Origin of the sequence: Ancylobacter lacus, from assembly GCF_018390635.1 — a bacterium.
Classification (GTDB): Bacteria; Pseudomonadota; Alphaproteobacteria; order Rhizobiales; family Xanthobacteraceae; genus Ancylobacter; species Ancylobacter lacus.
Window position 1 is genome coordinate 81,721 of the sequence record NZ_JAHBGE010000011.1, and the last position, 12,541, is coordinate 94,261.

A 12,541-nucleotide genomic window follows, 5' to 3' on the forward strand; every position below is an offset into this window, starting at 1 on the left:
CGTTTTTTTTCCTCAAATAATACTCCCACCATCGCCGGGCCATGAAGCCGGCTCCGCTCCAGCACAGCAGCCAAGGAGTCTCCCGTGAATGCGCATGTAGGGAAGGCGGTCTCCCGCGGGGCCGCAGCGTTGTTCGGCCTCGTTCTCGGGATCGGCACCGCCTCCGCCGCCGATCTCGTGATCTCGAACTGGGACGGCTACATGCCCAAGGACATCGCCGAGAAATTCAAGGCGGCGACGGGGCTGGAGATCGAGGTGGTGAACCACGCCACCAACGAGGAGATCATGGGCAAGCTCATGGCCAGCGGCGGCAAGGGCTATGACGTCGTCTTCGTGTCCTCGCCCTTCGCCGAGGTGCTGAACAACCAGAAGCTGCTCGCCCCGCTCGACAAGGCCGCGATCCCGAACCTCGCCAACCTCTACCCCCAGGCGGCGGCGCTGGCCTATGACCCCGGCAACAGCTTCTCCGTGCCCTACAGCTGGGGCACGACCGGCCTGTGCTACCGCTCCGACCTCATCTCGCCCGCGCCGACGAGCTGGTGGGACCTGCTGAAGCCTTCCGACGCGGTGAAGGGCAAGACCACCATGCTCGCGACCGACCGCTGGCTGATGGCCGCCGGCCTGCTCGCCAACGGCTATTCGGTGAACGCCACCGACCCCGCCCAGATCAAGACGGCGACCGACACCCTCATCGCCGCCAAGAAGACCCTGCTCGCCTATGACGACACCACCTTCTATTCGAAGCTGGTCTCCGGCGAGGCGGTGCTGGTGCACGCCTGGGACGGCTGGTGCAACTACGGCATCACCGAGAATGCCGCGATCAAGTTCGTGGTGCCCAAGGAAGGGTCCGACGTCTTCGTCGACACCATCGTCGTGCTCAAGAGCTCCGAGCACAAGGACGCGGCGATGAAGTTCCTGAACTACATCCTCGACGCCAAGAACCACGCCTGGGTGGCGGAGAACATCCTCTACAAGGTGCCGAACAAGCCGGCGATGGAAAGCCTCGACAAGGCGCTGTTCGAAAAATACCCGAACCTGGCGATGACCCCGGACGAACTGCTGAAGAACGAGCTGCTGCGGGACCTCGGCCCGGCGCAGAAGCTGTATTCGCGCGCCGTCAGCGAGATCAAGGCCGCCAACTGAGCCGATGCCGCCGCGCCCGGCGCGGCGACGCCCCTGCCGACCCACGGAGCCGCCGCGATGTCGCCGCCGGACATGAAATCGGGCCTGCTGGTCACGCCGGCGGTGGCGTGGCTGGTGATCTTCATGCTGGCCCCCTGCCTGCTGGTGCTGAGCTATGCCTTTCTGGAGCGCGGCACCTGGGGCGGCGTGGAATACACGCTGACGCTGGAAAACATCGCCCGCGCCTTCGATCCGCTCTACGCCCGGGTGTTCCTCACCTCGGCCCGCATCGCGGCGCTGGCGACGCTGTTCGCGGTGCTGCTGGCCTATCCCGCCGCCTATGCCATCGCCCGCGCGCCGAGGCGGTGGCAGCCGGTGCTGCTGTTCTTCGCGGTGCTGCCGTTCTGGAGCAACTACCTCATCCGCACCTATGCCTGGATCGTGCTGCTGAACCGCGAGGGGCTGGTCAACAACCTGCTGAAGGCGCTCGGCTATCGCGGCGAGCCGCTCTCGATGCTCTATTCCGAGCCGGCGGTGATCCTCGGCCTCGTCTACAACTACCTGCCCTTCGTCATCCTCGCGATCTATTCCGCGCTTTCGCGCCTCAACCCCGAGCTGATCGAGGCCTCGCACGACCTCGGCGGCGGCGCCCTGCGCACCTTCTGGCGGGTGACGCTGCCGCTGAGCCTGCCGGGAGTCGCCGCGGGCGGGGTGTTCGTGTTCGTGCTCTCCATCGGCAATTTCGTCACCCCCGCCCTGCTCGGTGGCGGGCGCTTCCAGATGATCGGCAACCTCGTCTACGACCAGTTCCTCGCCGCCAACGACTGGCCGTTCGGCGCCGCGCTCGGCATGGTGCTCATCGCCATCATGACCGCGTTGCTGCTGGTGCAGGCACGGCTCGCCGCCCGCGCCGGGGGCGACACGGCGAGGCCGGCATGAGCAGCGTGCGCGCGCCTTCCCGCCTCGGTGGCCTCGTGCTGGCGGCGATCTTCGCCTTCCTGTACGTGCCCATCGCCGTGCTCGTGCTGCTCTCCTTCAACGCCAGCGGCCTGCCGACCGCCTGGACCGGCTTCTCGCTGAAATGGTACGGCGCGCTGGCCGGCAACGCGAACATCCTGCACGCGGCCTGGAACACGCTCGTCGTCGGGCTGGCGGCCACCGCGATCTCAACCGTGCTCGGCACGCTGCTGGCCATCGGGCTGGAAACCCGGCGGCGCAAGGGCACCGCCATCGAGGCGCTGGCCTTCGCGCCCATGGTAATTCCCGACATCGTGCTGGCGGTGGCGCTGCTCACCTTCTTCTCCAGCCTCGACATCACGCTCGGCCTGCCCACCATCGTCGTCAGCCACGTGATCTTCGACCTCGCCTTCGTCAATGCGGTGGTGCGGGCGCGGCTGAAGCATTTCGATTTCTCGATCGTGGAAGCCTCCCGCGATCTCGGCGCCGGCTACGTCACCACCTTCCGCCGCATCCTGCTGCCGGCGCTGGCTCCCGCCATCATCGCCGGGGCGCTGCTGGCCTTCACCCTGTCGATCGACGAGTTCATCATCGCCTTCTTCACCGCCGGGGCGGGACGCTCCTCCATCACCCTGCCCATGCAGATCTATTCGATGATCCGGTTCGGCATCACGCCGGAGGTGAACGCCCTCGCCACCCTCGTCATGGGCCTGAGCGCGACAGTGCTGATGATCTCGCAATGGCTCAACAAGGAGCAGGCGCCATGAATGCGCGTGAACGCGCGGCCGCGGCCGCTCCGCCAACCCACCCGGCGGTGCTGCGCATCGAGACGGTGTCGAAGGCGTTCGGCGCGGTCACGGCGGTGGATCGCGTCTCGCTCGACATCAGGCCGAACGAGTTCTTCGCGCTGCTCGGCCCATCCGGCTGCGGCAAGACCACCCTGCTGCGGATGCTGGCCGGCTTCGAGACGCCGACCGGCGGGCGCATCCTGCTCGACGGGCAGGACATCTCGCCGCTGCCGCCGGAAAGGCGACCGCTTAACCTCATGTTCCAGTCCTACGCCCTGTTCCCGCACATGAGCGTGCGGGCGAACCTCGCCTATGGGCTGGAGATGGAACGCCGCCCCCGCGCCGAGATCACGCGGCGGGTCGACGAGCTGCTCGCCACCACCGGCCTCTCCGCGCTGGCCGACCGCCGGCCGGACCAGCTCTCCGGCGGCCAGAAGCAGCGCGTCGCGCTGGCCCGCGCGCTCATCAAGCGGCCCAAGGTTCTGCTGCTCGACGAGCCGCTCGGCGCGCTCGACAAGAAGCTGCGCGAGCAGATGCAGCTGGAGCTGAAGAGGCTGCAGCACGAGGTGGGCATCACCTTCGTCATGGTCACCCACGACCAGGAGGAAGCGCTTGTCATGGCCGACCGCATGGCGATCCTGCGCGACGGACGGCTTCTGCAGTGCGGCACGCCGCAAGAGGTCTACGAGACCCCGGTGGACCGCTTCGTCGCCGACTTCATCGGGGTGATGAACTTCATCGAGGGCGCGGTGGACCCTGGCGGCGTGTTCCGCGCCCCGGGCCTCGACGTGCCCCTCGCCCGCCCCGCCGGCACGGGCGCCCTCGCGGTGCGGCCGGAGGCGGTGGAGGTGCTGGCCGGCCCGGCAGCGGGTATGCCGGGCACGGTGCTGGACGTCGCCTATCACGGCCTCGACCGGGTGCTGCATGTCCGCACCGAGGCCGCCCCGCTGCTGCGGGTGCGGGTCGCCGCCCGGCACGCGGCGGAGTGGCGTGCCGGCGATGCGGTCTCGCTGCGGATCGAGCCCGCGCATTGCCTGTTCTTTCCCGACCCCGCCCCGTGAACCCACGGACAACCGAACCGACCGAGCCGGAGGAAGCCCCGACCATGACGCAGAAGACCATCGCCTTCTTCCCGGAAGCGGCCTATGGGCCCGCGCTCAACTCCGTCGGCATCGCGCAGGCGGTGGAGGCGCTCGGCCACAAGGCCGTCTTCCTGTCCGATCCCGGCTTCGTCGGCGTCTATGAGGGCTACGGCTTCGAGGCCCACCCGGTGAACCTCTCCGCCCCGATGCCGCCGGAGCAGATGGCGAAGTTCTGGGAGGACTTCATCAACGGCCACATCCCCAACTTCCGCAAGGCGCCGATCGACCAGATCGACAACTATGTGAAGGACTGCTGGACCGCCATCGTCGACAGCGCGAAATGGGCGCAGAAGGACCTGCCCGACGTGCTTGCCCGGGTGAAGCCGGACCTCATCTGCGTCGACAACGTCATCCTGTTCCCGGCCATCAAGCAGCATGGCGTGCCCTGGGTGCGCATCATCTCCTGCTCGGAGAACGAGATCGAGGACGAGGCGATTCCGCCCCACCTGTCCGGCTGCCGGCAGGACGACACCGCCGGCCACGCCGCCTTCCGCGACCGCTTCAACGCCGCGATCCAGCCGATCCACGACGACTACAACGCCTTCCTGGCCGAGAACGGGCTGGAGCCCTACCCCCTCGGCCAGTTCTTCGAGGCCTCGCCCTTCATGAACCTGCTGCTCTACCCCGAGCCGGTGAAGTTCGACCGCGCCCACCCGCTCGACCCCGCGCGGTTCCAGTATCTGGAAGGCTGCGTGCGCCGCGAGAAGCCCTATGAGGTTCCCGCCTTCGCCGCGAACGCCGACAAGCCGCTGCTCTACGTCTCCTTCGGCAGCCTCGGCGCCGGCGACACCGAGCTGCTGAAGCGGCTCATCGCCACCATCGGCACCCTGCCCTACCGGGCGCTGGTGAATGTCGGCGACTACAAGGACCAGTACGCCGACGTGCCGCCGAACGTGGTGATCGACAGCTGGTTCCCGCAGCCCTCGGTCATCCCGCAGGTGGACGCGGTGATCCACCACGGCGGCAACAACTCCTTCACGGAATGCCTGTTCTTCGGCAAGCCGGCGATCATCATGCCCTATGTCTGGGATGGCCACGACAACGCCACCCGGGTGGAGGAGACCGGCCACGGCTTCAGGATGCCGCGCTACGACTGGACCGATGCCGATCTCGCCGCCCGGCTGGAGGCCTGCATCACCGATCCCGCGATGAAGGCGAAGCTCGCCGCGACCAGCGCCCACATGCAGGCGCGCAACGGGCAGAAGAAGGCCGCCGGCATCCTCGACGGGCTGCTGGAGGCGCGGGCGTGAGCGCGCATCTGGCCTCCTCCGCGCCACACATCCACGGCGCCACCGCCTATAACGACCTCGTCGACTGGGGCGAGCAGCCCGACTGCGCGGAGGGGCCCTCCCGCTCCTCCGGCCGCCTGCTGTTCAAGGGCCCCGGCAACCAGCCTGAGACCGGCATCTGGGTGTGCACGCCCGGTCGCTGGCGGCTTGCCATCCCCCGCGACGAGTTCTGCCACTTCGTCGCCGGCCGGGCGGTCTATCGCTCGGACACCGGCGAGACCATCGAGGTCGGACCCGGCACGGCGGTGATGTTCCCCGCCGGCTGGACCGGCGAATGCACCGTGATCGAGACGATGCGCAACATCTACATGCTGGCGTGAGCGGCGTTCCGCCCGCGTCACCTCCTCCCCCGTCCTGAAGGCACCGCCATGACCGCCACCCCGCTCATCCGCAACCCGCTCGCCCTCACCGATCTCGTCGACTGGGGCGCGATCCCCACCATGATCGAGGGCGAGAGCCGCACCTCCGGCGTGCTCATCCACAAGGGGCCGGACGGCCAGTCCGAATGCGGCCTGTGGGTCTGCACCCCCGGCAAATGGGAGTGCCACGTCACCCGCGACGAGTTCTGCCACTTCCTGGAGGGCCGCAGCACCTATGTGCACGAGAGCGGCGAGGTGATCGAGATCGTGCCTGACACCGCCGCCTTCTTCCCGAAGGACTGGAAGGGTGTCTGCACCGTCCATGAGACGGTGAAGAAGGTCTACATGATCCGCTGAGTCGCGGCGCGTCTTCCCGCCGGCGCGCCGGCGGGCTCTCCAGCACAGGTGCCCTCCATGATCCGCTTCGACCCCGCCCGGCCGGTGTTCTTCGCCCGCGGACGCTATCTCCCCGCGGCGGGCGGGACCTCCCCGGTGATCGATCCCGCCACCCTCGCCATAGTCGGCACCATCGCGGCGACGCGGCCGGACGAGATGGAATGGGTGCTGGAGGCGGCGCGGCAGGCCCAGCGCGGCTGGGGCCGGCTCGACGCCAGAAGCCGGGCCGCGGCGCTGCACAAGATCGCGGCGCGGATCGAGCAGGCCGACATGCGCCCGCTCGCCGAGCTGATGACGCGGGAGATGGGCAAGCCCTACCCGGAATCCATCGGCGAGGTGGCCAACTGCGCGCCGGTCTTCCGCTATTTCGCCGAGATGGCCCGCGACGAGGCCGGCAAGGTGGCCGGCACCACCCAGGCCGGCTCGTTCCAGTATGCCCGCTATGAGCCGCTGGGCCTGAGCGTGCACATCATGCCCTTCAACTTCCCCATCCTGCTGATGTGCTGGACGGTGGCGGCGTCGCTGGCGGCGGGCAATGGCTGCATCCTGAAACCGGCCCCGGCGACGACGCTCACCACCCTCGCCTTCATGGAGATGTTCGCCGACCTGCCGGAAGGGCTGGTCGCGTGCCTGCCGGGCGGGGCGGAACTGGCACAGGCGCTGATCGAATCGCCGCTCACCCACGCGGTCGCCTTCACCGGCTCCACCGCCGCCGCCAGCGCGGTGGCGGCAGCGGCCGGTGCCCGCATGAAGCCGGCGGTGATCGAGGGCGGCGGCAGCGACCCGCTGATCGTCACCGCCCATGCCCCGCTCGACGTCGCGGCGGCCGGCGCGGTGACCGCCGCCTTCCACATGTCGGGGCAGGTCTGCACCTCGGCGGAACGGCTCTTCGTGGTGGACGCGGTGCACGACGCCTTCGTGGAGCGCTTCGCCGCGCAGACCGCGCGGCTGCGGATCGGAAACGGCCTTGGCCGCCACGAGATCGGCCCGCTGGTCAGCGAGGCGGCGCGCGCCAAGGTCATCCGCCTCGTGGAGGACGCGACGGCGAAGGGCGCCCGGATCGTCGCCGGCGGCCGCATCCCGCCCGACCAGCCGGTCGGCTGGTTCTATGAGCCGACCATCCTCACCGGTTGCACCCCGGACATGGCCATCCTGCAGGAGGAATGCTTCGGCCCGGTCGCCGCCCTCACCCGCGTCGCCGATTTCGACGAGGCGGTCGCCCGCGCCAATGACAGCGCCTTCGGCCTCGGCGCCTCGGTCTTCACCACCTCGCTCGAAGAGGCGATGGAGGCGGCGGAGCGGCTCGAAGCCGGCATGGTGTGGGTGAACAACCCGCTGATCGACAACGACGCCCTGCCCTTCGGCGGCTGGAAGCGCTCCGGCATGGGGCGCGAACTCTCCCGCCTCGGCCTCGACACCTTCCGCCGCGCCAAGATGGTGGTCATCGACCACAAGCCGGCGGTGCAGGGCTGGTGGTACCCATACCCCGACGACTGGTTCCATGACGCCGGCGGGCGCAAGCACGTCTAGGCCCGCGCGGGCCCGCCACGCCTGAACCGAAGACCCGCCCCTTCCCGGCGCGACTGACAGGACATCCCATGATCATCACCCTTCTCGGCGGCGCCGGCCTCATGGGCGCGGGCATCGCGCGCGACCTGCTCTCCGACCGCGCCATCGTCGATTTCGCGACGCTGCGCATCTGCGACGCGGTGCGCCCGCGCATGGAGGCACTGGCCGCCGAGCTCGCCGATCCCCGCGTCGCGCTGGTGGACCTCGACGCCGCCGACCCCGGCGCCCTGGCCGCGGCGCTGGAGGGCGCGGACATCTGCATCAACTGCGTGCCGACCCTGCTCGGCCACCAGATGGCGATCTTCGAGGCGGCGCTGGCGGCACGGGTGCCCTATCTCGATCTCGGCGGGCTTGGGGTCTACACCGTGAAGCAGAAGGCCGAGCACGCCCGCTTCCGCGACGCCGGGGTCACCGCGGTGATCGGCGCCGGCGCCGATCCCGGCATGTCGAACGTCATCTGCCGCGCCGTGGCGGACGAGCTGGACGAGATCGACGCCATCAATCTCTACTGGGCCGCGGAACTGGTCGGCGACGAGAATCCGGTGCTGATGCCGCCCTACAGCATCTCCACCGTGCTGGCCGAATACGCCCACCCCAGCACCCAGTTCTACGACGGGCGCCATGTCGAATGCCCGCCCATGAGCGGCGTCGAGGTGCTGGAGCTGCCGGAGCCGTGGGGGCGCTGCGAGTTCATGCACTCGCCCCATTCCGAGCAGCTCACCGTGCCGCTGGCCGCCGGCATCGCCGACAAGGGCATCCGCGAATTCACCTGGAAGCTGCACCTGCCCCACCGCGAGCACGAGGCCTGGGTCGGGCTGGTGAAGGCCGGCTTCGGCGCCTATGACGACCCGGTGGAGATCGGCGGGGTGAAGGTGAAGCCGCTCGACGTGCTCAGCAAGGTCATCGAGCGCAACATCGCCCGCAACGCCGAGCGTATGCCGGCGCAGGACAGCCACGAGATCCACTTCGCCATCGGCCGCGGCCGGCGGGGCGGGGTCGAGCATGTGGTGCGGATCGAGGTGGTGGTGACGCCGGACCCGCTCTATCAGGGCTATACCGACGCCTGCACCTCGATGAACGGCGCCATTGCCGCCCAGCTCATCCTGAAGACGCCGCGCCGCCCGGGCGTGTGGGCGCCGGAAGAGTATTTCGACATACCGAGCTACTTCGCCGAGCTGGAGAAGCGCCATTTCCGCATCTCGAAGACGGTGACCCCCGCCGCCTGATCGCAGGGCCGGCGGCTTGCCCGGCGCGGAGCCGGCGCGCCGTTCCGCATTATCCACCCGTCCGAACGCCGCGGCGCTGCGTAGAAGGGCGGGGGCATGGGAGGCGGTGATGGAACGGGCGGCAGCGGCGCACATCGCCATCGTCGGCGCCGGCATGGCGGGCCTCGCGGCGGCGCGGCGGCTGCAGGCCGCCGGCTTCGCCGTCACGCTGGTCGACAAGGGCCGCGACGTCGGCGGGCGCATGGCCACCCGCCGTGCCACCGGCTTCGCGTTCGATCACGGCGCGCAGTTCTTCACCGCCCGCAGCGAGAGCTTCCGCGCCGTGGTGGCGCAGTGGCGCGCGGCCGGGCAGGCCGACATCTGGGACGCCTCCACCGGCGGCGCGGGCGCCCTGGCGGAGGGGGCGGCCGAGCCGATGCTGGTCGGCACCCCCGGCATGACCGCGCCGTGCCGGGCGATGGCGGCGGGTCTGCCGGTGGCTCTGGCCTGCACCGTGACCGGCCTCCACCGGGACGGCGTGGGCTACACGCTGTCCACCGCGACCGGTCCGGTCGATACGCCGGGCAATGGCCGGTTTGACGCCGTGCTGCTTGCCGTGCCCGCACCGCAGGCGGCGGCGCTGGTCGCACCGCTGCGGCCCGGCTGGGCCGGGCGGCTGGCAAGCATCCGCTACGCGCCGTGCTGGGCACTGATGGCCGGCTTCGAGGGACGGCGGGCGCTGCCCCCCAGCCGGCGGCCCATGGATGACATGCTGCGGTGGATCGCCCACGACTCCGGCAAGCCGGGACGGGCGGAAGACGGCACGGCCGTCGTCGCCCATGCCATGCCGGACTGGTCGCGGGCAAATCTCGAACGACCGGCGGAGGAGATCGCCCCGCTCATGCTGGCTCGGCTGCGGGAGGTGAGCGGGATCACCGCCTCGCCGGTCCATCTCGCCGCCCATCGCTGGCGCTATGCGCTGGTCGAGCAGCCGCTGGGAGAGGCCTGCCTGTGGGACCCCGCAACCCGTCTCGGCCTGTGCGGCGACGGCTGCCTCGCCCCGCGGGTGGAGGCCGCCTTCGCCAGCGGTGAGGCGCTGGCCGCCCGGCTGATCGCCGATCTCACGCCAACGCCATCGGGGAAGGCGCCATGACGGAGGTCGCCGCGCCGGAACACCCCACCGCCGAAGAGGAACCCGATCTGACGGTCTATTACGACGGCGGCTGCCCGTTGTGCCGCGCCGAGATTGCCCATTACCGCCGTCAGGAAGGCGCGCACCGCGTCGCCTTCACCGATGTGTCCGACACCGGCTGCCAGCCCGGGCCGGACCTCGACCGCGCCACGGCGCTGGCACGCTTCCATGTGCGGGACCGCGAGGGACGGCTCGTCTCCGGCGCCGCCGCCTTCGTGCGGGTGTGGGCGACGCTGCCGCGCTGGCGCTGGGCCGCCCGGCTGGCGCGCCTGCCGGGCGCGACCGCGCTACTGGAGGCGGGCTACCGCGCCTTCCTGCCGCTGCGGCCGCGCCTCGCCCGGCTGGTGCGCCGGTTCGGCGGTGGAAGCGGGCCGCGCTGAACGGCCCGCTCCCCGCGCCCGCCGCCGGAGCCCCTCAGGCGCGATAGGCGCCCTGCCGCTGCAGCATCCAGCCGGGATACTCCGCCGGCAGCTTCGACACCGCATCCAGCGCGGCGAGATCGGCGGCGTCGAGCTGCACCGCCGTCGCGGCGATATTGTCGGCGAGCTGGTCGACCCGCTTGGCGCCGACGATGACGCTGGTCACCGCCTTCTGGTGCAGCAGCCACGCCAGCGCGATCTGCGCGACGCTGACGCCCTTCGCCTCGGCGATCGGCCGCATCGCCGCGATCACCGCCGCGCCGCGCGGCAGGTCGACCGGCGGGAAGTCGAAGGTGGCGCGGCGCCCGTCGGCGGCGGCGCCGGTGCCGTCATACTTGCCGGAGAGATAGCCGCCGGCCAGCGGGCTCCACACCATCAGACCGACGCCCTCGGAGGCCAGCATCGGCACCACCTCGCGCTCGAGGTCGCGGCCGACGAGGGTGTAATAGGCCTGCAGCGAGATGAGGGGAGCGAGGCGGCGGGCCTCGGCGATGCCAACCGCCTTCGCCACCTGCCAGGCCGCCCAGTTCGACAGCCCGAGGTAGCGGACATGGCCATGGCGGACGAGGGTGTCGAGCGCCTCCAGCGTTTCGACGATGGGCGTCGCCGGGTCGAAGCCGTGGATCTGGTAGAGATCGATATGGTCGAGGCCGAGCCGGGTCAGGCTGGCCTTGCACTGGGCGAGGATGTGGCCGCGCGAGGCGCCCCGCGCGTTCGGCCCGGCGCCCATCGGCCCCAGCACCTTGGTCGCGATCACCACCTCGTCGCGCGGCACGGCGAGGCTGCGCAGCGCCTGCCCGAGCAGGGTTTCGCTGCGGCCCTCCGCATAGACATTGGCGGTGTCGATGAAGTTGATGCCGGCGTCGAGCGCGGTCTTCACCAGCGCTTCCGCCTCGCGGCTGTCGAGCCGGCCGATCTGGCCCCACATGGTGGCCTCGCCACCCCCGAAGGTCATGGTGCCGAGGCACAGTTCCGAGACGAAAAGCCCGCTCTGTCCGAGTTGCCTGTAGCGCATGGAAGGTCTCCTTCTGCCCCGATGGGTCGAAAGGGAGATAGCGCGCCGAACGCGCACGGCGCGCCGCCGATCCTCTCAACCTCGTGCACGATCCTATCAGTCTCGCCCCGACGGTCGGGCGGCACCCTTGGGCGGCACGGGGCGCGCGCGGGTCCATTCCGTCGACATTGAGGGCCGCCGGCGCGTGCTTTAGCCTGTCGCGGCAGCGGGCCGGCGGGACGACGCGCCGTCCACCCGGAAGCCGCAGAGGAGCCTGCCCATGACCCGTCCGCCGATCGGCCCCGCCACCCGGCTCTGCATGTCGCTGGCCGCGCGTCCCGGCCGGTTCGGCTCGCGCTTCCACAACGCGCTCTACGAGGCGCTGGGGCTGGACTATGTCTACAAGGCCTTCACAACGACCGATCTTCCCGCCGCGATCGGTGGCATAAGGGCGCTCGGCATCCGCGGCTGCGCCATTTCCATGCCGTTCAAGGAAGCGGTGATCCCGCTGCTCGACGGGCTGGAGGGCTCGGCGGCGGCGATCGACAGCGTGAACACCATCGTCAACGATGCCGGCCGCCTCACCGGCTTCAATACCGACTACACCGCCATCGCCACCCTGCTCGACGAGGCGGGCATCGCCCCTTCGACGCCGTTCCTGCTGCGCGGCTCCGGCGGCATGGCCAAGGCGGTGGCGGCGGCGCTGCGCGACCGCGGCCACCGCGCCGGCACGCTGATCGCCCGCAACGCGGCGGCGGGGCGCCCGCTCGCGGCGCTCTACGGTTTCGACTGGGCGGCGGAAGCGACCGGGCGAAGCGCCCCGCTCATCATCAACGCCACGCCGCTCGGCATGGCCGGCGCGGATCCGACGGCGCTGGCCTTCGACGACGCGACCATCGCCGCGGCCGACATCGTGTTCGACGTGGTCGCCATCCCCATCGACACCCCGCTGATGCAGGCCGCCGCGCGCGCCGGCAAGCGGCGCATCTCGGGCGCGGATGTCGCGGTGCTGCAGGCGGTCGAGCAGTTCGTGCTCTACACCGGCATCCGGCCCAGTGCGGAGCTGATCGAGGCGGCGGCCGCCGCCGCCCGCGCGGCCTGAGGCGGGA

Annotated in this window: 13 protein-coding genes; 12 read left to right on the plus strand and 1 reads right to left on the minus strand. The window is 70.4% G+C overall.

The window, feature by feature from the left end; translation table 11 throughout:
• The first annotated feature begins 84 nt into the window (after positions 1–84).
• The 11 genes from KHC27_RS03520 to KHC27_RS03570 all read left to right on the plus strand — a co-directional run bounded on the left by KHC27_RS03520 (position 85) and on the right by KHC27_RS03570 (position 10,399).
• A complete protein-coding gene (locus KHC27_RS03520; RefSeq protein WP_213335092.1) occupies positions 85–1,143 on the plus strand; it encodes a polyamine ABC transporter substrate-binding protein in 1,059 nt (352 codons plus the stop codon).
• A gap of 57 nt (positions 1,144–1,200) precedes the next feature.
• Positions 1,201–2,061: an ABC transporter permease gene (locus KHC27_RS03525; protein WP_213335094.1), complete on the plus strand. Its 861-nt coding sequence runs from the start codon at positions 1,201–1,203 to the stop codon at positions 2,059–2,061.
• Positions 2,058–2,846, plus strand: coding sequence for an ABC transporter permease (locus tag KHC27_RS03530; RefSeq protein ID WP_213335096.1), 789 nt, complete (start codon positions 2,058–2,060; stop codon positions 2,844–2,846). The genes KHC27_RS03525 and KHC27_RS03530 overlap by 4 nt, the downstream gene beginning before the upstream one ends.
• Positions 2,843–3,928, plus strand: a complete 1,086-nt coding sequence (locus KHC27_RS03535) for an ABC transporter ATP-binding protein (protein ID WP_213335098.1) — start codon at positions 2,843–2,845, stop codon at positions 3,926–3,928. Before KHC27_RS03530 ends, KHC27_RS03535 begins: the two co-directional genes overlap by 4 nt.
• 44 nt (positions 3,929–3,972) lie before the next feature.
• On the plus strand, positions 3,973–5,259 hold the full coding sequence (locus KHC27_RS03540) for a nucleotide disphospho-sugar-binding domain-containing protein (protein WP_213335100.1): 1,287 nt from the start codon (positions 3,973–3,975) through the stop codon (positions 5,257–5,259).
• Positions 5,256–5,618: a cupin domain-containing protein gene (locus tag KHC27_RS03545; RefSeq protein ID WP_425514855.1), complete on the plus strand. Its 363-nt coding sequence runs from the start codon at positions 5,256–5,258 to the stop codon at positions 5,616–5,618. The genes KHC27_RS03540 and KHC27_RS03545 overlap by 4 nt, the downstream gene beginning before the upstream one ends.
• Positions 5,619–5,666: 48 nt before the next feature.
• A complete protein-coding gene (locus KHC27_RS03550; protein ID WP_213335103.1) occupies positions 5,667–6,014 on the plus strand; it encodes a cupin domain-containing protein in 348 nt (115 codons plus the stop codon).
• Between the two features lie 57 nt (positions 6,015–6,071).
• Positions 6,072–7,583: an aldehyde dehydrogenase family protein gene (locus KHC27_RS03555; RefSeq protein ID WP_213335106.1), complete on the plus strand. Its 1,512-nt coding sequence runs from the start codon at positions 6,072–6,074 to the stop codon at positions 7,581–7,583.
• 68 nt (positions 7,584–7,651) lie between these two features.
• Positions 7,652–8,848 carry a saccharopine dehydrogenase family protein gene (locus tag KHC27_RS03560; RefSeq protein ID WP_213335109.1) on the plus strand — a complete coding sequence of 399 codons (1,197 nt, stop codon included), beginning with the start codon at positions 7,652–7,654 and terminating at the stop codon, positions 8,846–8,848.
• A 109-nt stretch (positions 8,849–8,957) separates the two neighbouring features.
• Positions 8,958–9,980: an NAD(P)/FAD-dependent oxidoreductase gene (locus tag KHC27_RS03565; RefSeq protein ID WP_213335112.1), complete on the plus strand. Its 1,023-nt coding sequence runs from the start codon at positions 8,958–8,960 to the stop codon at positions 9,978–9,980.
• A complete protein-coding gene (locus KHC27_RS03570; RefSeq protein ID WP_213335115.1) occupies positions 9,977–10,399 on the plus strand; it encodes a thiol-disulfide oxidoreductase DCC family protein in 423 nt (140 codons plus the stop codon). The genes KHC27_RS03565 and KHC27_RS03570 overlap by 4 nt, the downstream gene beginning before the upstream one ends.
• Before the next feature lie 34 nt (positions 10,400–10,433).
• On the opposite strand, the gene KHC27_RS03575 is transcribed toward KHC27_RS03570, so the two are convergent.
• Positions 10,434–11,453 (minus strand): aldo/keto reductase, encoded by a 1,020-nt coding sequence (locus tag KHC27_RS03575; protein WP_213335118.1) that lies wholly within the window; start codon positions 11,451–11,453, stop codon positions 10,434–10,436.
• A 259-nt stretch (positions 11,454–11,712) separates the two neighbouring features.
• On the opposite strand from KHC27_RS03575, the gene KHC27_RS03580 reads away from it, so the two are divergent.
• On the plus strand, positions 11,713–12,534 hold the full coding sequence (locus KHC27_RS03580) for a shikimate 5-dehydrogenase (RefSeq protein ID WP_213335121.1): 822 nt from the start codon (positions 11,713–11,715) through the stop codon (positions 12,532–12,534).
• The last annotated feature ends 7 nt before the right edge of the window (positions 12,535–12,541 follow it).

What these genes read in the sequence shown, in the direction of transcription:
- KHC27_RS03525 (WP_213335094.1), top strand. Translation starts at nt 1,201, where the DNA reads ATGTCGCCGCCGGACATGAAATCGGGCCTGCTGGTCACGCCGGCGGTG.
- KHC27_RS03530 (WP_213335096.1), top strand. Translation starts at nt 2,058, where the DNA reads ATGAGCAGCGTGCGCGCGCCTTCCCGCCTCGGTGGCCTCGTGCTGGCG.
- KHC27_RS03535 (WP_213335098.1), top strand. Translation starts at nt 2,843, where the DNA reads ATGAATGCGCGTGAACGCGCGGCCGCGGCCGCTCCGCCAACCCACCCG.
- KHC27_RS03540 (WP_213335100.1), top strand. Translation starts at nt 3,973, where the DNA reads ATGACGCAGAAGACCATCGCCTTCTTCCCGGAAGCGGCCTATGGGCCC.
- KHC27_RS03550 (WP_213335103.1), top strand. Translation starts at nt 5,667, where the DNA reads ATGACCGCCACCCCGCTCATCCGCAACCCGCTCGCCCTCACCGATCTC.
- KHC27_RS03555 (WP_213335106.1), top strand. Translation starts at nt 6,072, where the DNA reads ATGATCCGCTTCGACCCCGCCCGGCCGGTGTTCTTCGCCCGCGGACGC.
- KHC27_RS03560 (WP_213335109.1), top strand. Translation starts at nt 7,652, where the DNA reads ATGATCATCACCCTTCTCGGCGGCGCCGGCCTCATGGGCGCGGGCATC.
- KHC27_RS03565 (WP_213335112.1), top strand. Translation starts at nt 8,958, where the DNA reads ATGGAACGGGCGGCAGCGGCGCACATCGCCATCGTCGGCGCCGGCATG.
- KHC27_RS03570 (WP_213335115.1), top strand. Translation starts at nt 9,977, where the DNA reads ATGACGGAGGTCGCCGCGCCGGAACACCCCACCGCCGAAGAGGAACCC.
- KHC27_RS03575 (WP_213335118.1), bottom strand. Translation starts at nt 11,453, where the DNA reads ATGCGCTACAGGCAACTCGGACAGAGCGGGCTTTTCGTCTCGGAACTG.
- KHC27_RS03580 (WP_213335121.1), top strand. Translation starts at nt 11,713, where the DNA reads ATGACCCGTCCGCCGATCGGCCCCGCCACCCGGCTCTGCATGTCGCTG.